We start from the raw sequence: 22,661 nt of genomic DNA on the forward strand, positions 1-22,661 counted from the left end.
CGCGTACACGCATGCCATACCAAAAAGGGAGAGAGCCTTGGCTCTTCTCCCTTTTGCTTTTTCATCTGTCAAGGCTTCATTCTGAGCAGGCGCATGCTGTTTAAAATGACCAGCAAAGCAGCGCCCGTGTCGCTTAAGACTGCCAGCCACAAGGTCAGCCAGCCCGGAAAAATCAGCACGAGTGCGGCCAGCTTCACCACGATGGAAAACCAGATGTTTTGCTTGATAATCACCAGCGCTTTGCGGCTGATTCTGACGGTGTGCGGCAACTTTTCCAGATTGTCGGCCATCAGGACGATATCGGCTGTTTCCATCGCGGTATCCGTCCCTGCTCCGCCCATCGCGATGCCCAGGTCGGCAGTTGCCAGCGCAGGCGCGTCGTTGATGCCGTCCCCGACCATTGCGACGACTTTGCCCTCCTGTTGCAGCTTTTTCACCGCTTCCACCTTGTCCTGCGGGAGCAGCTCGGCAAAATAACGGTCTACGCCCGTCTGGGCCGCTACCTTTTTCGCCGTTCCCGCATTGTCGCCTGTCAGCATGATGATCTCGCTGATCCCGGCCGCTTTCAGCTTGCTGATCGCGCCGACGGTAATCTCGCGGATCGTATCGGCCACTGCGATCATGCCAAGCAGCTTTTGGCGGGTGCCGATCACGATCAGCGTGTTGCCTTCCGCTTGCAAAGACGCGATCTGCTCCTGCCAGGCGCTCATGTCTACGCCCAGCTCGGCAAACAGCGCGGGCTTTCCGGCGTAGTACACTTCGCCATGAATCGTCGCCTGAACGCCTTTTCCCACCAGCGCCTGGAAGTCCTTGCCCGCGAGCGCCGCCACCTGCTTTTCCTTGGCGTATGCCACAATCGCCTGGGCAATCGGATGGCTGGAGCGCTCCTCCATCGTTCTGGCAATCGCGAGGATGGCTTCCTCCGTCTCGCCTGCGGCCACCACCTGCGTCACGCGCGGCTTGCCCTCTGTCAGCGTGCCTGTTTTGTCAAAGGCAATCGCCTCAATCGCTCCGGCCCGCTCCAGAAATGTCCCGCCTTTTATCAGCACGCCGTTTCGCGCTGCGTTTCCGATCGCCGATACGATGGCAACGGGCGTCGAGATGACCAATGCGCACGGGCAAGCGACCACAAGCAGCTCCAGCGCCTTGTAAAACCATTCTCCCCACGTGCCCATGCCGAGCACGGGAGGGAACACGATCACGAGCAAAGCGAGAACAAGCACGATTGGCGTGTACATGGCGGCGAACTTGTCGACGAACGCCTGAGTCGGAGCCTTTTTCTCCTGGGCCTCCTCCACCAGATGAATGATGCGCGCAATCGCCGTATCCTCGACGAGCTTTGTCACCTTGATTTCCAGAGCGCCGCTTTCATTCACGCTGCCTGCGAACACCGCGTCGCCCGCCTGCTTGTCGACCGGGATGGACTCCCCGGTAATCGGGGCCTGATTCACGCTGGAATGTCCGGACAAAATATCGCCGTCGAGCGGGATTTTCTCCCCCGGTTTGACCACGATCACGTCGCCTACGCCAATCTCTTCTACGGACATTCTCGTCAGCGCATCGCCTTTTTTCACCCACGCTTCAGGCGGAGCCAAATCCATCAGGTTGCGGATCGAATCGCGCGTCTTCTCAATGGACTTGGTCTGTAGCAGATTGCCGATGGAAAACAGCCAGACAACTGTCGCTCCCTCCAGCCACTCTCCGATCAGCGCTGCGCCGAGCGCCGCAATGGACATCAAGACGTTCATGTCCAGCGACTTGCTCTTGATCGCGTAAAAAGCGCTGCGCGCCGGGCGGTAGCCGCCGCTGATAATGGACAGGGCGTACAAAATCGTGCTGACCGACGGAGAGACGCTGGTCAGCGAAACCAAAAAGCCAAGCGCCAGAAACGCGCCGGACAGTGATGTGAGGACGGTGCCTGCACGATCGTTTTGGACCGCTTCGCGGGCTGTTCGCCGCTCAAGCCGTTTGGCGCTGTAGCCTGCCTTGGCGACTTCCTTGATGACGGCTTCGTCCTGCAGTCCGTCGGAGACAAGCTGCATTTTTCCGGTGGAAAAGTTGACGCTCACTTCCTTTACCGCAGGCAGCGACTTCATGTGCCGCTCCAACGACTTCGCGCACGAGCTGCAGTCCATGCCGTGCACGCGATACACAATCGCCTGCGCAGACAAAACGCCCGCGCCGTCCGAAGCGATCGCGGCGGCTGGCTCCAGCACCGTGAGAATTTTTTTGTCATGGGTATGCTCCGAGCTGCAATGGTGCCCGCTGCAGCACCCGCCTTGTTTTGGTTGATTTGACATATGCTCTCACCTATTTCCCAGGCATCTATTTTCCCCAACTGCTTCCGCGTCCATCCAACAAACATTCAAACAAATATTTAATTATTATATTATCGGATACCAGTTTCTGGTTCAAGTGAAGATTTTTAAAGTTTTGCGCCTATTTGTTCCCCATGAAAAAAGGCCAACCAGAAAACGCTGGCTGACCTGACAATATAAAATTGGCTCTCGTCAGATGATATCCCCTAATGTCCAATGAGTGATCGCTGCAGAACGCAATATGGGCCAAGTACAGCTTTCAGCATTCGGAAAAAATGATGATCCAGCAGGCTATCCATTATTACGAGGATCAACTCCTCCCGGCATAGCACTTTAGACAAATCACACACTCACAATCTCCTAATCACACTTCAGCCGCGCATGCGCATTAAGTGGCGTTTCGATCCCTTTCCACCTATATTCTCATCTCTACATTTGTCTTATACAAGGCCTGTTTCCAGGGGCATATGCAGCCAAAACTTCTGTTACGTGTTTTGTGGATTATCGCAGTCGTTGAAATATGTTATATTTTTACTTTTTTTTAATATATTACAAAATACGACAACATTTTCATTCACTTTCTGATAATTTTAATATTGTGAAAGGTCCTTCCCGGACTAACACCAAATTAATCTTTTCTCTACGATTACTTGCACAGTTCTACTAGCCTCTGTCTTAGTGGTGCCAGCAGCGAATGCAGCAAAAGTGGATTATTCGAGTTTGAGCAGTAAAGAGCTGGCAAAAAAGGTTCTTTCATTAAGCGACACTCAAACAAAATCGCAACAGCATTCGTTAAAGTCGGCGATTGCCAACCTTTCTGACGAAGAGTTTGATTCTTTTGTCCACAACTTAGTCATGCAAAATAACGGAACTGACGAAGAATTGTCGGATAAACTAAAGCCGCTCGGAGTAGAGTTGGAAACAAAGAAAAACAGTAAAATTGGTCCTACGGCAATGCAGGCTGGAGACATCAACCTCGAACTTTCAACCGCCAAACGAGCTGGTCAATCTTACTATCGTCTAATTGCTTCTTGGAATCCAAAAGATAACGAGTTTTACCCTGCGACTTATGACTTACTCTCTATTGAATGGGATCCTACTGTGGGGGAATATTACAGCAGTAACGTGGGAGATACAAAGTATGTAACTGCTCGGGATGGATCAGAACGGAAAAAGGGAATTTACTTGTTTAATGTACATGACACTGAATTAGACTTCGGTTCTTATGCTGCAGTCTATGTAACCAAAAAGAAAAACGAAAAGTTAGATTTTGGTGCAAGATATGTCCACACTTTTGACACTAGAACATGGGGAACCAGCTTCGAAGCAAACTTTAGTTACGCAAAAACGGGGCCAACTGGTGGCTTACAATTTAAACTTACGCCAACCAAGACAGAGAAAAGTTGGCAAGTTTGGGTAGATGACGTTTTGGAATGGTAGTTTAAAAATTTAAGAAGAGCATTCGGACAGCCGGATGCTCTTTTATCATGAAAGGATGGAGAGAAAAATGAAAAGAATGTCAATGTTCCTTTTGCTTGCTAGTTTGTCTCTCATGACAGCCTCTTGCACCACCGCTTCACCAGACCATGTACATGTTCAATATCAAATTACGTTAACGGATGTATTTAAACATCAACACTCATGTTCACTCTATCAATTTGAAAAAATTACCGAAGAATTATCTAATGCACAAGACAAAGAAAAACTAGCGTATATTTCAGGAATGATTGATAGTAATCTAATAGATAATCCCGCCTTCCTTCCAGCGATTATCCTAACCAATGATGAAACAAAACAAATAATAGCCGATGAACAATTGCAATCTGGAGTTTTAACATTATATCAGTATAAAAGAGATTATCTGAAAAAATTACAATCGCTAATTGAACAGAATGATCTTACGGAAATTCAAAATAAGCGAGATGAACTAAAGAAACTAAGCACTCTTATGCCGAAAATAAATGATGATCGGCTTTTCAGCAATGATAAATCAAAAATCGAATCATATAAAAAAGATCTGGAATTGGTTATCCAACAATTTCCGAAGTAACGGAATTATCCTTACTTCCCATCCGCTGTGGTGGTCTCCAGCCATAACGCAAACTGTCGATCGCTCTACCGTATAGAACCGGGAACGATCGCCAGTTTGTTGAAACAGTTCTTTTCTAGCATGGACAGCACGACTTTTGGAACTTTGCAAACGACACTGCGGCGGAGCTAGAGCCTTTTTTTCGTTACTTCGTCTGCTTCTGTGCAGCGTTGGCAGCCGTTTGCCAACGCTCGCCACAGTCCAGGCAGACGCATTTGAGAATTTTTTTCTTTTCCAGGTGCATGCGAACGGCAAATAGCACGAATGCGCCCATCAGACCGAGAAACAGGAAAATGACAGGCGTTCCTTTCACGGAGACGCCGATCACCCCGAGCACCACCAGTACAGCCGCGTAGATGGAAATATATAAAGGTCGGTTGATCGTTTCGGTAAAGTCGATTTTCTTGGAACGGCACTTTGCGCATTTTTGTTGGAAACTCATCGCTTTCTCTCCCTGTTTTCACAATCACGTACAAATGCAATCATGTCCATCTTACACGAAAACAGGGAGGGGCACTACTGCTATCCTCTGCAATTGCTCGCGAGGCGCTGATCGTCCTCGGGCGCTGGCTCCCGCTACCTTGCGATCGGAAAGCCTTGTCTCGCCCATTCGTCAAAGCCGCCGAGCAAATTTTGCACACGGGAAAAGCCGTTGGCCCGCAGCAAACTCACGGCTACCGCGGATCGTCGCCCGCTTTTGCACTGAACCAGGATCGGAGTATCGCGCGGCAGCTCCTGCATGCGCTCTGGCAAGTAGCCGAGCATGATGTGCTTCGCTCCCGGGATAGCGCCTGCCTCCCACTCTTTTTGGTAACGGACATCGAGCACGTACAGTTGTCCTGCCTGCACCTGCTCTCGCGCCTCCCCGGGCGTGATTTCTGCGTAGGATTCCAACCGCGAATCGCAAGCAAGCTCGTAGACAGCAGGGTCCATCACACCCGCTACCTGATCCAGCCCAATCGACTGCAAATCTTTCAAAACAGCAGGAACGGACTGCTGGTCGGCGAGCAGGTACACGGGGCGTTCATAGTCCAGCAGCCAGCCCGCCCACGTGGGAAAAGATTTGTCGTACGGCAGGTTGATGACTCCCGGCACATGTTTTTTGGCAAACAAGCCTGGCGGACGGGTATCCACGACAACGCCCCGTTTCGTCCACGCTTCCACTACGCTGATGGAGGCTTCTGCATGCACAGGTGCGGCTATTTGCTGCACCAGCCGCGGCCCTACTTTGTTCCAATGCTTCATCGTCGCAAAATAAGTCGGCGGCTCAGGCTGGCCCGCAAGCAAGCTTTGCACGAACTCCTGTTCATTTTCATGCTGCAACGCCCAATTCGTGCGCTTCTCATACCCGACCGTCGACGACTGGACGGCCCCGATCGCCTTGCCGCACGCACTGCCGGCCCCGTGCCCCGGCCAGACTTGCAAATAGTCGGGGAGCTGCTTGAAGCGCGTCAGCGAGTGAAACATTTGGCGCGCCAGCTCTTCGGCGGAGCCGCTCACGTTCGCCGCTTTTTCCAGCAGGTCCGGGCGGCCGACGTCACCGACAAACACGAAGTCCCCGGTAAAAATGCCAATCGGTTCATTCGCTGGCGAGCCGACGTCCGTCAAGAGCAGCGCAATATGCTCCGGCGTATGTCCTGGCGTGTGGAGCACCTCGAAGGCCAGCTTGCCGATCTGGAATGTATCCCCGTCTTTGAGCAAGCGGTGGCTGTACCCGGCGGCGTATGCGTAGCGCCACTGCGGCCCTCCTTCGTCTGTCAAATAGAGGACGGCTCCGAGTCTGGCCGCGAGTTCCCGCGCACCGGAGAGGAAGTCGGCATGGATATGGGTTTCCGTCACGCCGACAATCTGCACGCCGTTTGCTTTTGCCGTCTGCACATACTGCTCGATGTCGCGCGCCGGATCAATCACAATCGCTTCGCCTGCCGCCTGGCAGCCGACCAGATAGGAAGCCTGGGCCAATTTGTCGTCGTAAAAATATTTGAGCAGCATACCGTCGCCCTCCTTCATTACTTATCCGCGTTTGTCTGTCCTACATCCTGCCTTTGAGCATGCCGTGCCAATACATGACGGGAAGCAGCTCTTTTTTCAACCAGTACATGCTACGCCGTTCACGGGATTGATCGAACGGGAACGTCTCCCGTGGAATCTGCTCGTAATCAAATTCCGCCAAAATCAATTTGCCGTAGCCCGTTACGAGCGGGCAGGAAGTATAGCCGTTGTATTGCCGATAGTCCGGCTTGCCGTTGATTTGCGACAGCAGGTTTTGCACGACGACCGGAGCCTGCTTGCGGATGGCCGCGCCTGTTTTGGAGGTCGGCAGATTGGCGCAATCCCCGAGCCCGAAAACGTTGGCAAAACGCGTGTGCTGCAGCGTATGCTTATCCACGTCCAGCCAGCCGTCAGCAGCGGCGAGCGGGCTTTTTTTGATAAAATCAGGGGCGCTCATCGGCGGCACGACGTGAATCATATCGTAGGCCATCGGCACGAGCTCGCGGGTATTCACGTTTTCGAAGACCGCTTGCTTTTGGTCCGCGCGAATCTCCACGAGGTTGTGCTGGAAGCTTGTATAAATCTGTTTTCTGTCGACGACCTTCTGCAAGGCATCGGCATACTTTTGCACGCCGAAAATAGTCGACGCCCCCGAAACAAACCGGACGATGGATTGCGAGCGCACACCCGACCGGCGAAAGTAATCGTCCGCCAGGTACATGATTTTTTGCGGAGCGCCGCCGCATTTCACCGGGGTATTCGGCTGGGTGAAGATCGCCGTCCCGCCCTGAAACTGGCGGATGCTCTCCCATGTGCTCGCGACGTAGTCGTACGAGTAGTTGCTGCACACGCCTGCTTTGCCGATGCTCTCCTTGAGACCTTTTACTTTGTCCCAATCGAGCTGGATTCCGGCTGCGACAACCAGATAGTCGTAGTGCAGCTTGTTTCCGGACGCCGTCATGACGGCGTTGTCTTTTGGCAAAAATTGCGTGACGGCCTCTCTGACCCATATCGCGCCTCTCGGAATGACCGCCGCTTCGTCGCGTACGGTCACCTCCCTGCTGACAACTCCGGCACCTGCAAGCGTCCACAACGGCTGATAGTAGTGCTTGGCCGCATCATCGACAATGGCAATCTGCCCCGCGAGTTCGCGCGATTTGCGCAGGAGTTGCGCTGCGACCGTGATGCCTGCACTCCCGCCTCCCACAATTACCAGCTTGTAACGCGTCTGTTGACCCGTCTTTGGCATAGTCCTCCACCTCATCTCTTTTGACACTGTGCTAGAAGGGGCGCTTAGCCGCTCGCCCTGCCACGGGCAGGCAGCAGCCTTGAGGTTGTCTGGAATAATCAGGAAAAACCCCCTATCAAAGAGCTATGACGATCGCCCGCGGAAAATGAGCCTGATCGCTGGAGTTGTATGCCGAGTCCGCATTCTGGCCAGCCGGGACTGCAAAATGCCTTTTCTCTTTTCGCGCGAATGTCTATAATAGTAGGACATTGAAGTAAGCAAGAGGTGATTTTTACGGTGGACGACATCTGTGAGATTCAATGCTATGACGAAGAAAAAGTCAGTCGCTTGAAGCCGTACGCTACAGAATCCGAAGGGGTAGCGAAAATTTTCAAGGCGCTCGCCGACGACACCCGGGCGAAAATCATTCATATTTTGTCCATGGAAGACGAGCTGTGCGTCTGTGACGTCGCAGCCATCATCGGCAGCTCCATCGCCAACACCTCGCATCATTTGCGGCTTCTGCGCAACATGGGCCTGGCCAAATACCGCAAAGAAGGCAAGCTCGTCTTTTATTCGCTGGACGATGACCACGTGCGCCATCTGATCTCAGCGGGAGTAGAGCATGCCAAAGAACAGAGATCGACTGTCCGAGCTACGTGATCGCTCGGTTTTTTTATTTTTCCATGCGCCCTTTTCGCAAGCGCAAGGAATTCAGCACGACCGACAGCGAGCTGAACGCCATGGCGATTCCTGCCAGCCACGGCGCCAAAAAGCCGAGCATTGTCGCCGGAATTGCGATCGCATTGTAAAAAAAAGCCCAAAACAAGTTTTGCCGGATGTTTTTCATCGCCATTTGGCTGAGCCGGATAGCGTGGACCACCCCTTTTACCTCGCCGTGCATGATGACGACATCGGCTGAATCCTTGGAAATGTCCGCTCCCGTTCCCAGCGCAATGCCGACGCTCGCTGCGGTCAGAGCAGGCGCGTCGTTGACCCCGTCGCCGACCATGGCGATTTTTTTCCCTTTTTCTTGCAGGCGCAAGATCAACTCCGCCTTTTGGGCAGGCAGCACTCCCGCGTACACTTGCTCGATTCCCGCCTGTCTCGCCACGCTTTTCGCCGTATATGGGTTGTCTCCCGTAATCATGATGATGTCCTTGCCCATTTTTCGCAGTTGGGCGACCGCTTTTTTCGCGTCTCTTTTCAACTGGTCCGACAGCACCACATACCCGGCCAGCCGCCCGTCGATGGCTGCGAGCAGCACCATTTTCCCTTCCGCTCCGTGCCGCACCAACTGATCGAGCACAGTGCCGATGTCCACGTTGTTTCGGGTCAGCAGCTTGGGGGAACCCACCACCACTGCATGCCCTTCCACTATCGCTTCGATTCCATAGCCGGGCAGCGAGGAAAAGGACGTGGCTGTCGGGATGGACAGCCCCTGTTTTTTCGCATGGGCCACAATCGTTGCCGCCAACGGGTGCTCAGAGGTCATTTCCGCCCCGGCCACCAGGCGCCAAAACGCCGCCTCGCTCCATCCGCGCGTGTTGACGCCGACGACCTCGTGCGCCCCTCTGCTCAACGTGCCTGTTTTGTCAAACACAATCGTGTCGATCTTTTGCAACGCCTCCAAATACTTTCCCTGCTTGAACAGAATGCCCATCTGCGCCGCTCTGCCGGATACGACTAGGATCGACATGGGAGTAGCCAGCCCGAGTGCGCACGGACAAGCGATAATGAGGACGGCAATCGCCTTTTCCAGCGCCCCGCCCAAGTCTTGAGGCGCAAAGACGTAGTACCAGGCCAAAAACGTCACAGCGGCAATCGCAATGATGATCGGCACAAACACATCGGTAATTTCATCCGCCACCCGCTGGATCGGCGCCTTCGACAACTGCGCTTCCTCCACCGTGCGGATCACCTGCGTCAGCGCCGTGTCTTCCCCGACCTTCGTCGCCTTGACCTTCAGCCAGCCGCTCTGGTTCAGCGTCGCCCCGATTACGGAATGCCCGCTCCATTTTTCTACAGGCAGGCTTTCCCCCGTGAACATCGACTGGTCGACGCTCGCGTGCCCTTCCAGCACGATCCCGTCCGTCGGTACCCGCTCGCCTGGCTTGACGAGAAAAATATCGCCCACCGCAAGCTGCTCGACAGGAACCGTACACACCTCTTCGCCGCGCACCACATGCGCCAGCGCCGGTTGCAGTTCGTGCAGTTGTCCGATGGCATGTTTCGTCCGGTCCTTCGCCATCGCCTCCAAATATTTGCCCAGCAGTAAAAACGTGAAGATTACCGCGCAAGACTCGTAGTAGACAGTCAGGCCGTGATTCGCCTGCCCGATGGTCGTAAAGGTCAAGTAATGGCTGTACAAAAAAGCGGTCGAGGTGCTCAGCACGACCAGCACGTCCATGTTGGCCGAGCGGTTTTTCAAGGCGTTCCACGCCCCGATGTAAAACGATTGCCCGATGAACAACTGAATCGGCAGGGTCAGCGCGAACTGGAACAAAGGCGCCAGAAACAAAGGCGGCACCCATAGAAACGACGTCACAGAAAAATGCGCCGCCATCGCCCACAACAGCGGCATCGTCAGAATGGCCGAGAAAATAAACCGCCAGAGCAGCGCTCTTTTTTCCCCGTGCGTCTCTTCCTGCTTCAAGCTCGCGGAAAAACCGAGCTGTTCGATTTTCGTCATGATCTCCTGATCGTTGGTCAGCGAAGGGTCAAAGGCTACCCGCGCCTTGTTGGTCGTCAGATTGACGTGTACCTCCTGCACACCCTGGACCTTGCGCAGCCGCTTCTCAATCCGATTGGCACAGGCGGCGCAGGTCATGCCTGTAACCTGATACGTTTGGTGGATGGTCATGAAAAACTCCCCTTCAGCTTCCGAACATGTCCTCATGTCCAACCTATGCGCCAGGACAATTTCGTAGAAGATGAAGTATGAACGGCAGCGGCCGTGAATACGATAGGGAAGCTTGTAACTTATGGGAAAGTGGTGAACATGATGCGCAAATTTGTCGCCCTTCGGCTGTCGTGCCTGCTGCTGGCTCCATTTACCCTCATTGGCTGTGCCCCCCAGGACCATGTCGGGCACGCCAGTACCGCTGCCGCACAGCAAACGAACACGCCGATGCTTGAGGAACTGTCCATTCCCTTGCAAGTAACGCTCGAACCGTCTCCGGCCAGAAATGTGCAGGAAAACGCGCTGCACATAACCGTTCCGGCCGAACATGCAGCCAAGCTGGAAACTGCTACCGTATCCGTCTCCCTGACCATGCCGAACATGGACCACGGGGCAATCGTCTTCGAAGCCGTGAAGGAAAAGGAAGGTGAATACGTCGCGCAAATCATACCGACCATGCTGGGCGATTGGCTGGCTACGATTACATTTGAGCTTGACGGCAAAGCCATGAGCACCACCTATCCTTTTCGCGTCGAGCCATGAGCCCGCCGCCTCACCTACCACAGCCACGGGTTGACGGTAGGAATCCAGCCGTTGATCGCCAGGCCGCGCAACACAGACAAGATTCCGATACATAGCGCGAGCGCATTGCCGACGAAGAGCACCTTGACACGCAGTGTTTTGGTCAGGACAAAAGAAAACAGGCCAATCGCCGCGAGCGCGGGCAACGTGCCAAGGCCAAACACGCCCAAAGTCGCCATCCCTTGCGCCATGCTTCCGGTCGCGGCTGCTTTCATATGCATCGTATAGGTCAGCCCGCACGGCAAAAAGCCGAGCAAAAGCCCGCTGACCAGCACTGGCGCGATTCCTTGCCGTGATTTGAGCAGGTGCAACAACTTTTGCGCGGACGAAAGCTGGAGCGGGCTGTATTTGTCCAAGGGCAAAGCGAACTTTTTGACGACCCAGAGAATGATGAACAGCCCTCCGGCGATATTGGCAATGCCCTGCAATCCGATGACCACGCCTGCCGCATTCACAAACGACCCGGCGAAACCCATGAATGCGCCTACGGCCATATACGTCACAATCCGGCCCGCATTGTAAGCCAGAATCGTTTGCAACAGAGACGCTTTGGACTGAAGCGTCATGGCCGACATGATCCCGCCGCACATCCCCAGGCAGTGGGGAGCGCTGAACAAGCCTGCCAGAAAGACGAGCCAGTAATCGTAGAGTCCAGTATTCATCCCGCAGCCCCTCTTTGTCGGAAAAAAGTATGGTTTTGCGCTGTTCGGCGTCCGGGCACTTTTCCGCGAATTTGCATTTGCCTCTGCGTCGGAAAGCCAACATCCTTTTCCTAGCGTAATGGATAGCCGCTGCATTTATGACTCCGCAGCAAACGAAAGCGCCCCCGGCCTGTCTTACTTCCGGGGGCGTTCATGCGCGGGCAGGCTGACCTTGACTGTCGTGCCTGCTCCTATGTCACTGTCGATGTCGATGATGCCTTTTGCCGCCTGCACGATTTTATGGACGATCGCGAGTCCAAGCCCGCTGCCTGTCGCTTCCCGATTGCGGGACTTGTCCCCTTTGTAAAAGCGCTCAAAAATATGCTGCCGCTCCTCCTCCGAAATGCCGATCCCCGTATCGCGAATCGTCACGACGAGATCAGACGGCGCTTGCTGGATCGACAAGGAAATCGTGCCGTGCGGCGGAGTAAACTTGATGCTGTTGGACAACAGGTTGATCCACACCTGATTCAGCAGTTGCTTGTCTGCCGTGATGAGCGTGTCCGGCAAATCCAGCTCTAACTCCAGGCTTTTTTGCTGCCATTGGCGCTCCAGCAGCAAAACGACCTGTCGCAACTGCTCGTCCAGCCGATAGACAGTCGGCTCGTACAAGCCCGTCTCTTTATCCAGTGAAGCGAGCGTCAAAAGCTGTTTGCTCAAAGATGAGAGACGGCGGCTCTCCTCCTCGATGATCGTCAAGTACTCATCCCTCTGCACCTCCGTCACGCCACCGCTGCGGATCGCCTGCGAAAAGCCCTGAATGGAGGCGAGCGGAGACTGGATTTCGTGCGAGACGTTGGACACAAACTCCTGGCGCATGTCATCGAGCTGCTTCAGCGACTCGGCCATTTGCGCGAAGTTGGCAGCCAGTTCGCCGATTTCGTCTTTGCGGGCGATGTCGAGCTGGATTTCGTACTCGCCTTCCGCCAGCTTTTTCGTCGCGTGGCTCAGCTTTTGAATCGGCCGCACCAAATAACGCGTAAACACCAGGATGAACAGCAGGCTGAGCAGAAACATCGCAGCCAAGAGCACGGCAAACATTACGTGGACTTCGCCAAATTGCTGCTCGATGCTGGGCCGCACAAACAAGGCGTATGTTTTCCCTTCCGCTTCCAGCGGCAAGCCGATGCTGTTTTTCAGCGTATTCTCGAAAAATCCGGTCACGAACAACCCGTGCTGTTCTTCCGTGATCCCTCTGTACATTTCCCCGGCCAGCACCTTTTGCACCGTCTCTCGTGCGAGCTGGTGGTCGCGAAAAGGCGCGCCGAACGATGTCGCTTGTCCGCGCTCGTCCACGAGGTACAACTGAAAATTGAGGTTGGCGACATGTGTCATAAACGCGTGCAGATCCATGCCGGATTTGTCCGTGTACAAAGCAACGATCTCCTGCCCGATCCGCGCAATTTTCTGTTCGTTGTAGGCGCGCATGTTGCGCTGGTAGTACTCGTTGGCGAGCAAAAAGCCGAGCGTTCCGCTGATGAGGACAATCGCGACAAACAGGAGGACGACCCGGAAGTAGAGCGATTTCATCCGTTGCGCACCTCCAGCTTGTAGCCGAGGCCACGAACGGTCGAAATGACAAAGTCGTCCGTTTTGTCCGTAAACTTTTCCCGCAGCCGCTTGATGTGGACGTCAATCGTGCGGCTGTCGCTCTCGTTGTCTCCGCCCCAGACCAAATCCAGCAGTTGATCCCGCGTAAAGGTCCGGTCGGGAAAGCTGGCGAGCTGGGCGAGCAGTTCGAACTCCTTGAGCGGGAGGTGTACAGCTTCGTCCTTGATTTTCACGACGTGGCTCACCCGGTCGATGACGGTATCGTGCATGACAATGACCTGTTTGCTGACCATCTGGTAGCGGCGCAGCAAGGCTTTGATCCGGTAGAGCAATTCCGTCGGCTCAAACGGCTTGGTCAAATAGTCGTCGGTTCCGGCCAAAAACCCTTTCTCCTTGTCCCGCACCTCGCCTTTTGCCGTCAGCATGATGACGGGAAGGTCGTAGTAGTCGCGAATCTCCTTGCACAGCTCCCAGCCGTTTTTGCCTGGCATCATCACATCGACAATCGCCAGTTGCACCTTCTCCCGCTCAAGCAATGCCGACGCCTGACTGCCATCTGCGGCAGCCAGCACCCGATACCCTTCTTTTTCCAAATAAAATCGCAGTAGTTCGCGAATGTGCGCATCGTCGTCTGCTACGAGAATCGTTATTTTCATCTGGCTCCCCTCCTTACGTTCCGGCACGTATCCAGAGACTTGCGCCAGCGGGCTGAAGCTTGCCAGCCAAATCGCGGGCTGATCTGATTATACAAGGTAGCATCTCCTTTGTTTCAGCCTGTTACGCCATTTCTTGGGATGTGATCGCCACCTGATAGGCGGGTAGGTTTTGGCCACTTTGTTGGCTGCTGCTGGCGTTAAAGCTCGTCTGCATGCCCGCATGGCTTGCGGTTCCCTCATGATAGCGGAACTGTATGAACGTCAGATGAACAAGCGTTGACAAAACGGCGTAGATGCGGCTTGCGACAAGCTCGGGCCGCTCCCTTCTGTGCCTTTTCCTCTAATCGTTTCCTCCGATCGGAATGTAAGGAAATCATGATGCCGCTGCTCGGCCCAAGCGGCGTCGGCTGGCAGGAACACGCAAAAAAGCAGCAGAACGTCGCGGCTCTGCTGCTTTTTTTGTCACTCGCTAAACTGTTTCGCAAACCATTGGGCCGAAGTCTCTACTTCCATCCTGGTCAACTGGTGGCCGTTCGATTCCCAATGCAGCGTCACGTCGGCACCCGCCGAGGCCAAAAGCTGCTTGAGTTCCTCGGACTCCAGCGGTGAGCAGATCGGATCGTTCGTTCCCGCCCCGATGAACACCGAAAGTCCGCTCATGTCAGGCAGAGGAATCCCGCGCCGCGGAACCATCGGGTGGTACAAAATCGCGCCGCGCAGCGGATTCGAATAGTGAAACAGCAGGCTCCCGGCGATGTTGGCACCGTTGGAATACCCGACTGCCACGATGTTTTCCCTGTCCAACTGGTATTGGACCGCTGCCTGATCCAAAAACTCGTGCAACTCCTCCGTGCGGTAGACCAAATCTTCCTCGTCGAAAACACCCTCGGCCAGACGGCGAAAAAATCGCGGCATGCCGTTTTCCAAAACATTGCCTCGGACACTGAGCACAGAAGCCCCCGGATGGATGAGCTGCGCCAGCGGCACCAGATCGTTTTCGTCTCCGCCCGTGCCGTGCAGCAGCAGCAAGGTGGGAGCGGCGAGGTCCGTTCCTTTGCGAAAAATGTGCTTCATTACTTATCCTCCTCCAGTACGCGTACAGTGATCGGGGTCAAGCCTTGCTCGATCTGGGCGCGATGCGGCTCGTACCACTCTGGCAGCATCAGCTTTTCGCCCAATGCGTCAAACGGTTCGTCGCGCTCAAAGCCTGGCGGATCGGTGGCAATCTCGAACAAGATTTCGCCCGGCTCGCGGAAGTAGATCGCATGGAAATACTGGCGGTCGACGATGTCTGTCGGCTGAAGGCCCGCTTGCGCCACGCGCGACTGCCACAGGCGATGATCCTGGTCGTCCTTGGCCCGCCAGGCGATATGGTGGACGGTACCCGCTCCCCCTGCTCCCCTTGGCATCGGCTCGGCATTGACGTCAATGACATTGCCCAGGTCGCCGTGCGCCCGGAAGCGGACGAGGCCGTTTTCTTCGCCTACTTTGGTCAGGCCCATCAGTTTTTCCAATACTGCCATGGTGTGGCCGGGCGCGACACTGTAGAGGATCGCTCCCCCGAACCCTTTGATCGCTTTGTCAGCCGGGACGCCTCCGAATGCCCACTTGCTCGCGGGGCCGCCTTCGCGCTCGACAAGCTCCAACTGCAAGCCGTCTCTGTCGGTAAATTGCAGGTACGTTTCGTGAAAGCGTTCCACACGCTTGTACTCGACGCCGAACTTGTTCAGGCGCTCTTCCCAGAAAGCCATGGAGCCTGTCGGAACCAGAAACGTCGTATAGCCAACCTGCCCGCCGCCTACACGGCCGCGGCGCGCTGTCTCCCATGGGAAAAAGGTGATCGCGGTACCCGGGCTGCCTACCTCGTTGCCGAAGTACAGATGGTACACTTCCGGGGCGTCGAAGTTGATTGTTTTTTTGACCAGGCGCAGGCCGAGAATCCCTGCGTAAAAGTCGACGTTGTCCTGTGCGCTTTTCACAAAAGCGGTAATATGGTGAATGCCTGCTGTTTGCTGTGTCATTTGCTTGTACCTCCTGTTTTTGATTCGGACCGGAAAGTGTTGTAGCTGACGAACTCTCCGACTGGCTTGCGGTATCCTCGTACACGTTGGCTGGACGTGTCTTCTTTACCGATCGTAATCATCATCGCCGGGACGTAGCGGTCAGGAATTTGCAATATCTCGCGGACCGCCTCCGGATCGAAGCCGATCATCGGGCAAGTATCCCAGCCTTTGTCCTTGGCAGCGAGCATGAACAGCATAGCGGACAAGCTGGCGTTGCGAATCGCTTCGTCCCGTTTGAACGGCTCTCCCCCTGCTTCGTAAAAGGAATGGACAGACGAAACAGTATGATCGTATTCGCGCTGGTCCATGACGCCCAGGTGCAGCAGCCCTTCGTTGATGCGGCCTGCGTTTTTGTAGGCTTCCAGGTCGCCCAACACGATGATGACTGCCGAAGCTGTTTTTACCTTATATTGTCTCTGCGCCGCTTCATATACTCGCTCCTTCGTCTCCGGGTCTGTGACGACGACATAGTGCGCGTGCTGCAAATTGAAAGCAGATGGCGCAAACTTGACGAGCGACATGATGTCCTCGATGTCAGCCGTAGAGATCGGAACGGACGGGACAAATTTATTGGCGGACCGCCGTTTTTTCACCAATACAGAAAACTCGCTCATAAAAAACTCCTCCTCATCGTCGCGAATGGCTTCATTTTTTCTGGATTTTTAATATCTTAAATTTGAGATATTAGAGAAACAAAAACGTTGGATTGCGATTGCGCTGGATACTGACTGCACGCGAGGAAGTCTGGCGACAAGCAAGCGAGTATGTGCAGTGAATATCTTTAATTTGAGATAATTATAAAACGGGAATAACTCCTTGTCAACAGCTCGGGCCGGAAGAATCGTTCTCCCGACCCTGCACAGACTAACGGCTTTCCTTGACAGTGACGCAGAGCGAAGCCTCCTGCTCGAGCCAATTCTTCATTTGTTCCAGTTTAAACAACTGTTCAATATGGTACACCCCATGCGGAAAAGCTTGTGAATACAACGCTTTTGCGACGGCGGCAGCCACTTTGGCGGTCATTTTCGACTGATCGTGCCCGTGCAAAAGACACTCCGCGATGGCCGCGCGCTTTCCCGCTTTTCCCCGTGCCTCGACCTTCACGGCGAAGCGGTCATCGCCCATTTTCAGCCCCGCAAACGCCGCTACGGCTGCCTCGCGCACCCGCGGCTTGCGCAGCAATCGGCACAGCCCTGCCGCAAGCCGCGCTACCCACTCCTGGTCGAAGCACAGCCGCGTCGATACCGATGGGACACCGAGCGTCCGGGCCAATGTCTGTTGATCGGAAAAAGGAAAGCGGTACGCCTGCTTTTTCCCCAGATGGCCCCCGAAGTCGGCGAGCTTGCCGTCTGTCATGCTTCGGACGGACACCCGGCGGTGATGGAGCGTCACGTCATAGCTGGCGCAGGTCGAACCGGAGCGGACGCACTTTCCCCGCCGTTTCCCGGCAAAACGCTTCCGCTTTTTCCAGGCTGCGCCCTGCCGCATACACGCGGCCGGGGTATAGGTTCCCCAGCTCTTTGCATATTGTCGCGCCCACGTAGCCGTAGCCACCCACTACGACAATTTTGTCTTTATCCATAAGCTCTCGTCCTTTTGCTGTGAAAAACGTCCCGCCGTGTTTCACAAGATGGGTGTGACCGCCTGCGGGCAGGCAAAGCGGTCGTATCGGGTTGGTTTTGTTGACGCAAGTACTCGCCCTCGGCCCAGGCCGATGTTTGTCACTGGCGCGTCCTTTCGGGGCAGGGGGGCCGTTCTCCCCGCTACCTTTTCACTGCGAACCAGGCGTGGACCAGATAGGAGCCGAAGTAGCGGGTAGCGTGCTCGAAGCCAGCCTCCGCCATCAGCGCCTGCACGTGAGATTCCGGGATTGGATCGGACTCGTTGCCGGGCGAAGCCGCAAAACGTTCCCACTCCGCCATGGCGATGCCGTTGTCGAGCATATGTGTCTGCCAGGCTTGCGTCTGCAAGCGAAACGACTGCGACTGCGGATCGCCCGCAATCGTCGCGAGACAAAACGGGGCGCCTGGCCGCAAGCGAGCCGCGATTTGCTGCAGCAGCTCTCGTTTTGCCGCAAGTCCTTTGACAAAATGAAGCACGAGCAGGCAGGTCGCCGCTGCGTAGGCCGGCTGCTCAGGCAGCGCGTCCACCGTTCCCTCCTGCAACGTGACACGCGCCGCAAGTCCCGCCTCGGCCGTCCTGCGCTGAGCCTGCGCAAGAATCTGCGCCGCGGCGCTTCGTCGCTCTGGATGCCAGCCAGCAGTTGTTCCAGCGAGTCCCAAGTGGCTACTTTGAACGTCCCTGCTGCCGCTGTGTTTTCCATATAGACGGCCGGAATCAGGGAGGGAGCCTTCGGTGTCAGCAGCGTGATCGCGGCGGCTGGGCTGTCGCTGGATGCGCTCGCCGCTTCCTTTTGCTGATTGGACGTATCGGCTGCGCAGCCTGCCAAAAGCGCCATGGCAGCGAGCCCGCCGACGAAGACACGGGCAAATTGACGGTAAATAAATGTCATGAGGTCTTTTCCAACTCCTTGCGTAATGGATAGATCGGGGAAATCGGGCGACGAGCGTTGACTTTTGGCCCGCATTCATTAAGAATTATTCTCAATTATAGAGATGAGCCAAGGGAGTACCATCCCACAAATATGGGATTTCCTTCGCTCGCTCCACACAGGAGAACGCGCAGATGAATGCAAAATGGGAAGCCAGCAAACGAAAACTGCTCGCGCTCGCCCGGCGCCACCCCGCTTCCTCCCAGGATTACCGGACGGCACTCCTGCAGTTGCTGCGGGAGTTCCTGCCTTTTGACGGGGCTTGCTGCACGGCGGTCGACCCGCAGACGCTGCTGTCGACAGGCGCGATCACGGAAGACGGCGTGGAAGCGATACACCACGGCATTTTCGAGCACGAATATTTACGCGAAGACTTCATCCGTTACGAACAACTGAGCAGGGCGGCAGAGCCTGTCGCCACGCTGTATCAAGCGACAGGCGGAGAGCTTGCGAAGAGTGAGCGCTACCGCAACGTCTTGCTCCCGGCAGGCTTTGCTGACGAGTTGCGAGCAGCGCTCAAGTACGATGGGGCTTGCTGGGGATTTTTGACGCTGTTTCGCTTTCAGGGGCGTCCTGTTTTTAGCGAGGAGGAGCGCGAGTGGATGGCAGAGCTGGCACCGCTGATCGCCTACCATTTGCGAAAAACAGCCCTCTCCCTGCCAGCCGAGGACACCTCCTGGATGGAGGAAGAGACGGGAATCGTCATGATGTCTGAGCGGCTGGCTATCCACTCGGCCAACGCCACCGCAGACAGGTGGCTTTCGCTGTTGCGCAGGTGGGAGTCGATCGATCGCCACACTTTGCCCCGGCCAGTGCGCGCCGTCTGCTTCCGGGCGTTGGCGCAGTTGAACGAGCCTGCCCCGAAAGCCTCCATGGCCAAAGTGTGCATCCGCATGCCGGACGGCCCGTATGTCACGATTCAGGCAAGCCCGATGCACGGCATGGACGGCGCTGTCCACCTCGCCGTCTTGTTCGGTCCGGCCAAGCCTGCCGATATTCTCCCGCTGGTCTGCGAAGCGTACGGATTGTCCGAACGGGAAAAGCAGATTCTCGGCCAGATCGTCCGCGGCTCGTCCACCAAGGAACTGGCCCGCGCGTTGCACATCTCCGCTTATACGGTGCAGGATCATTTGAAGTCGATTTTCGTGAAAACGGGGGTATCCAGCAGGCGCGAGCTGATCTGGCAGTTGTTTTCACGCTTCGGGGTGGAGGCGGGCAGCCGCGAATAGCGACAGCAATAGCAAAAAGCCTGATCGCATCCAGTCTGGTTGGGGACGATCAGGCTTTTGCTTTTTGCCTCACGCATTTTCAATTAAAGCAAGCGATTTTTGCCGAAGCTCGGCTATCTCGGCTTCCACCGCCTTCAGCTCCCGCTGGAGGTCGTTCAACAGACTTTCCACCTTCGACCGCTTTTCCTTCGCCTGGCGCAGCGACGTCGAGATACGATCCTGGACGATCCAGTCGGTAATGATGTTGTCGAAGAAAAAGTCTGCGAAGGTCAGCATTTCGCCAATCTCGATGCGAATGTGGCTCTGGCGCTGCACGTCTTGCAGCTCCCGCTCGAATCGCCGCAAGCTTTTTTGCGCCTGGTGGATCGACTCGCGGGCTTCGTTGATCCGGTTGTGCTTCATCGCGGTGGAAATCGCACCGCCGCCGAGCATGTCCCACGTCCCCCAGGAGCTGGCGGAGTCGAGCTTGTCGATCGCCTTGCGGAGCTGCAAAATCGCGGCACTCCCCGCGCTGATCGCCTCTTGCAGCTCTTTTTCGTGCGCTCCCAGTTCGGCTTCCCGCTCGGTATGTACACGTAGCTGCATCGCCAGCTCAGGCCGCTGCTTGCGAATCAGCCGCTCCTTCTCGACGAGCAGAGCGACGAGCCGCGCTTCCAGATCCGACATCTGCTGCAGCCTGCGCTCTACCTCTGCAAGCTCCTCTTCCAGCTCTTTTACGGTATCGGCCGCTTCCTCGTACTTCATTTTCGCTTGCAAAAGCTCTTCCGTTTCCTTGGACAGCTTCTCTTCTTTTTTTCCAATCAGGCTGTAAAAAAACGCGCCAAAGGACATGCCGGTCAATTTATCCACGTCGCGCTGCTCCCGCTGCAATTGCTTGTGCAGCAACTCGCGTTTTTGCACGGCTTCTTTGTACTGCTCCTGCAAAAGCTTCACATTGTGCTCCGCATGAAGCTTTTGGCGCAGTTGGGCTTTGACTTGTGCAACCTGGCCGTTCAATTCCTGAAACACGGCTACCCCTCCCCTGCAAACCCTTTCTTTTTTCATACGGGAGCAACGTGCAAATGTTTCAGTTTTTGGAAAATGGCCGTTCCTTTTCCTTATCGGCGCTCTGCCCTGCTCAAGACATTTGATAAATTTGGATCAGATTGCCGCACGTATCGTCCAATACAGCCAAGGTCACGTCTCCGGCTTCCGTCGGCGCCTTCGTAAAGACGACGCCGAGCTTGGTCAGCCGCTCGTACTCCTTGTGAACGTCGCTCACTTCAAACGCCGTCGCCGGGATGTTTTGCTCAAAAATGGCTTTTTGGTAGGCCAAAGCCGCAGGATTCGTGTTTGGCTCCAAAACGAGTTGCACACCATCCGGGTCTTCCGGAGACACCACCGTCAACCATTTGCCCCCGCCCATTGGAATATCCATTTTGGTCACGAACCCGAGGACGTCCGTGTAAAACTTGTGCGCCTTGTTCTGATCGTCTACAAAAATACTCGCCAAGCTGATTCGCATAGTGGCCCTCCTGCTTTTTTTCAAGTTTATTCCGCTAGTGTACCCCACTCAAGCCGCTTGCCTACCTGTCATCGTGTACAACTGCCAAAAATTCCTCGCTCGCTCATGAACGCTCCCTGCTACGCCTGCAAAGCCTCTCTTAACTTCTGATCGAGCACCTGAAAGACGTTTTGCAGCTTTTCCTTCGGGATCGTCGCATAGCGGTCGCCGAGGCTGACCTCATAGTAGCTGGTAGCCTCGTCTACCTCCCGAACATAATGCGAGAGCCCCACTCCCGTCTCCTCGCACACGGCGAGCAGGATAGGCTCCAACCGCTCCTTGGGCAAGCTGATGTGAACGTGAAACATGTTGGATACCGGCACAGTCGGCCGCGTGGAAATGCCGTGGCACTGGTTGTACAATCCGGCAAGCTCCTTGGCCTGCTCGTAATACTCGGCGAACTTGTCCTTTCTCGCCTCGAAGCAGACGTCAGCCGGAATGATGTACGGATACAGGCTGATTAAATCGCCGCCATGCCGTCTTTTCCAGACAATCGCTTCCTTCGTGAAAGCGGCGTCCCCTGCCAAAATCGCTCCGGCAATGCCGCCGATCCCTTTGTAGATGGAAATGTAGACACTGTCGAACAAGGCGCAGACCTCGGCGGCTGTTTTCTGGTAGTACGGCAACGTTTCCAAAAGCCTCGCCCCATCCATGTGCAGGCGAATGCCTTTTTCCCGACAGTAGTGGGAGATCGCTTCCAGCTCTTCATACGGCGGCAACTGTCCGCCGATCTCGCGCTGGGGCAGTTCCAGCAGCAGGCAGGCGATCTCTTCGTTCATGCCCAGAACGTCCGCAAGCGAGATCACCCGGTCTTTGTCGGCAAGCAGCACAGGCTCGATCTGATGCAGCTTCCGCAGCCCGTCCTCCTCGTGAATCTCCAGATGGCAGAGCGGGTGGTAGGCCACTTTGCGGATTCCTTTCGCGTCGCACCAGATGCGCATGGCGATTTGCTGGGCCATCGTGCCGCTCGGGAAAAAGACGGCCGATTCTTTGCCCAAATATTTCGCCATCTTGTTTTGAAAGTTGTCGATGACTTCTCCCGATCCGTACACATCCGCAGCCAGATCGCCGTCCACCTCTTGAAAAATGCGCTGCAATTGACGGATGTCCCTCTTGCTGTGCCCTGCGACTTGATAGGTCGTTTGATTGAAAGCTTGCAGCAGCGTTTTTTGATCGCCCATGTTGGCAGGTCCCCTTTTTCTCCATACTGAGTAGACTGCGAACAGCCTGATCGTGCCAGCACGATCTTCTCTCTC

20 protein-coding genes and 1 pseudogene are annotated in these 22,661 nt (G+C 55.3%); 5 read left to right on the plus strand and 16 right to left on the minus strand.

Features of this window, described 5'->3' with window-relative positions; translation table 11 throughout:
- Positions 1–68: 68 nt before the first annotated feature.
- Entirely contained in the window at positions 69–2,300 is a 2,232-nt protein-coding gene (locus AC3WQH_RS19745) for a heavy metal translocating P-type ATPase (RefSeq protein WP_492332220.1), read from the minus strand.
- Positions 2,301–3,038: 738 nt separating this feature from the next.
- Here AC3WQH_RS19745 and AC3WQH_RS19750 point away from each other — a divergent pair.
- A complete protein-coding gene (locus AC3WQH_RS19750) occupies positions 3,039–3,758 on the plus strand; it encodes a hypothetical protein (protein WP_025847198.1) in 720 nt (239 codons plus the stop codon).
- Between the two features lie 67 nt (positions 3,759–3,825).
- Positions 3,826–4,368, plus strand: coding sequence for a hypothetical protein (locus AC3WQH_RS19755; RefSeq protein WP_025847200.1), 543 nt, complete (start codon positions 3,826–3,828; stop codon positions 4,366–4,368).
- Positions 4,369–4,552: 184 nt separating this feature from the next.
- Here AC3WQH_RS19755 and AC3WQH_RS19760 read toward each other — a convergent pair whose 3' ends face one another.
- The 3 genes from AC3WQH_RS19760 to AC3WQH_RS19770 form a co-directional block, all read right to left on the minus strand.
- The gene (locus AC3WQH_RS19760; RefSeq protein WP_005832674.1) at positions 4,553–4,849 is read right to left on the minus strand and encodes a hypothetical protein; all 297 of its coding nucleotides are present in this window, start codon (positions 4,847–4,849) and stop codon (positions 4,553–4,555) included.
- 134 nt (positions 4,850–4,983) lie between these two features.
- Complete coding sequence (locus AC3WQH_RS19765) at positions 4,984–6,399, minus strand: MBL fold metallo-hydrolase (RefSeq protein WP_492332221.1); 1,416 nt, start codon at positions 6,397–6,399, stop codon at positions 4,984–4,986.
- Between the two features lie 40 nt (positions 6,400–6,439).
- Entirely contained in the window at positions 6,440–7,648 is a 1,209-nt protein-coding gene (locus AC3WQH_RS19770; protein WP_429782704.1) for an NAD(P)/FAD-dependent oxidoreductase, read from the minus strand.
- Between the two features lie 276 nt (positions 7,649–7,924).
- On the opposite strand from AC3WQH_RS19770, the gene AC3WQH_RS19775 reads away from it, so the two are divergent.
- Positions 7,925–8,290: an ArsR/SmtB family transcription factor gene (locus AC3WQH_RS19775; RefSeq protein ID WP_007779391.1), complete on the plus strand. Its 366-nt coding sequence runs from the start codon at positions 7,925–7,927 to the stop codon at positions 8,288–8,290.
- Between the two features lie 13 nt (positions 8,291–8,303).
- Here AC3WQH_RS19775 and AC3WQH_RS19780 read toward each other — a convergent pair whose 3' ends face one another.
- On the minus strand, positions 8,304–10,490 hold the full coding sequence (locus AC3WQH_RS19780; protein ID WP_431809498.1) for a heavy metal translocating P-type ATPase: 2,187 nt from the start codon (positions 10,488–10,490) through the stop codon (positions 8,304–8,306).
- Positions 10,491–10,628: 138 nt separating this feature from the next.
- Here AC3WQH_RS19780 and AC3WQH_RS19785 point away from each other — a divergent pair, with 138 nt between their 5' ends.
- The gene (locus AC3WQH_RS19785; RefSeq protein WP_492332222.1) at positions 10,629–11,072 is read left to right on the plus strand and encodes a FixH family protein; all 444 of its coding nucleotides are present in this window, start codon (positions 10,629–10,631) and stop codon (positions 11,070–11,072) included.
- Between the two features lie 14 nt (positions 11,073–11,086).
- On the opposite strand, the gene AC3WQH_RS19790 is transcribed toward AC3WQH_RS19785, so the two are convergent.
- The 8 genes and pseudogenes from AC3WQH_RS19790 to AC3WQH_RS19825 all read right to left on the minus strand — a co-directional run bounded on the left by AC3WQH_RS19790 (position 11,087) and on the right by AC3WQH_RS19825 (position 18,364).
- Positions 11,087–11,773, minus strand: coding sequence for a sulfite exporter TauE/SafE family protein (locus AC3WQH_RS19790; protein ID WP_007779401.1), 687 nt, complete (start codon positions 11,771–11,773; stop codon positions 11,087–11,089).
- Positions 11,774–11,947: 174 nt separating this feature from the next.
- Positions 11,948–13,342 (minus strand): sensor histidine kinase, encoded by a 1,395-nt coding sequence (locus AC3WQH_RS19795; RefSeq protein ID WP_005832661.1) that lies wholly within the window; start codon positions 13,340–13,342, stop codon positions 11,948–11,950.
- Positions 13,339–14,019 carry a response regulator transcription factor gene (locus tag AC3WQH_RS19800; RefSeq protein ID WP_448792833.1) on the minus strand — a complete coding sequence of 227 codons (681 nt, stop codon included), beginning with the start codon at positions 14,017–14,019 and terminating at the stop codon, positions 13,339–13,341. Before AC3WQH_RS19800 ends, AC3WQH_RS19795 begins: the two co-directional genes overlap by 4 nt.
- Positions 14,020–14,481: 462 nt before the next feature.
- The gene (locus AC3WQH_RS19805; RefSeq protein WP_005832657.1) at positions 14,482–15,093 is read right to left on the minus strand and encodes an alpha/beta hydrolase; all 612 of its coding nucleotides are present in this window, start codon (positions 15,091–15,093) and stop codon (positions 14,482–14,484) included.
- Positions 15,093–16,040 carry a ring-cleaving dioxygenase gene (locus AC3WQH_RS19810; RefSeq protein ID WP_492332223.1) on the minus strand — a complete coding sequence of 316 codons (948 nt, stop codon included), beginning with the start codon at positions 16,038–16,040 and terminating at the stop codon, positions 15,093–15,095. The genes AC3WQH_RS19805 and AC3WQH_RS19810 overlap by 1 nt, the downstream gene beginning before the upstream one ends.
- A complete protein-coding gene (locus AC3WQH_RS19815; RefSeq protein WP_005832654.1) occupies positions 16,037–16,696 on the minus strand; it encodes a nitroreductase family protein in 660 nt (219 codons plus the stop codon). The genes AC3WQH_RS19810 and AC3WQH_RS19815 overlap by 4 nt, the downstream gene beginning before the upstream one ends.
- A 250-nt stretch (positions 16,697–16,946) precedes the next feature.
- Positions 16,947–17,664, minus strand: a pseudogene (locus tag AC3WQH_RS19820) (hypothetical protein).
- Between the two features lie 181 nt (positions 17,665–17,845).
- Positions 17,846–18,364 (minus strand): class I SAM-dependent methyltransferase, encoded by a 519-nt coding sequence (locus tag AC3WQH_RS19825; RefSeq protein WP_492332224.1) that lies wholly within the window; start codon positions 18,362–18,364, stop codon positions 17,846–17,848.
- Between the two features lie 403 nt (positions 18,365–18,767).
- On the opposite strand from AC3WQH_RS19825, the gene AC3WQH_RS19830 reads away from it, so the two are divergent.
- Complete coding sequence (locus AC3WQH_RS19830) at positions 18,768–19,862, plus strand: helix-turn-helix transcriptional regulator (RefSeq protein WP_429777535.1); 1,095 nt, start codon at positions 18,768–18,770, stop codon at positions 19,860–19,862.
- A 69-nt stretch (positions 19,863–19,931) separates the two neighbouring features.
- Here AC3WQH_RS19830 and AC3WQH_RS19835 read toward each other — a convergent pair whose 3' ends face one another.
- The 3 genes from AC3WQH_RS19835 to AC3WQH_RS19845 all read right to left on the minus strand — a co-directional run bounded on the left by AC3WQH_RS19835 (position 19,932) and on the right by AC3WQH_RS19845 (position 22,586).
- A complete protein-coding gene (locus AC3WQH_RS19835) occupies positions 19,932–20,870 on the minus strand; it encodes a coiled-coil domain-containing protein (protein WP_025847233.1) in 939 nt (312 codons plus the stop codon).
- A gap of 109 nt (positions 20,871–20,979) precedes the next feature.
- Positions 20,980–21,366, minus strand: a complete 387-nt coding sequence (locus AC3WQH_RS19840; RefSeq protein WP_429782715.1) for a VOC family protein — start codon at positions 21,364–21,366, stop codon at positions 20,980–20,982.
- Between the two features lie 119 nt (positions 21,367–21,485).
- Positions 21,486–22,586, minus strand: a complete 1,101-nt coding sequence (locus AC3WQH_RS19845) for a threonine aldolase family protein (RefSeq protein WP_026558544.1) — start codon at positions 22,584–22,586, stop codon at positions 21,486–21,488.
- Positions 22,587–22,661 lie beyond the last annotated feature (75 nt).

This window comes from Brevibacillus sp. FW301-21C12A (assembly GCF_058788915.1).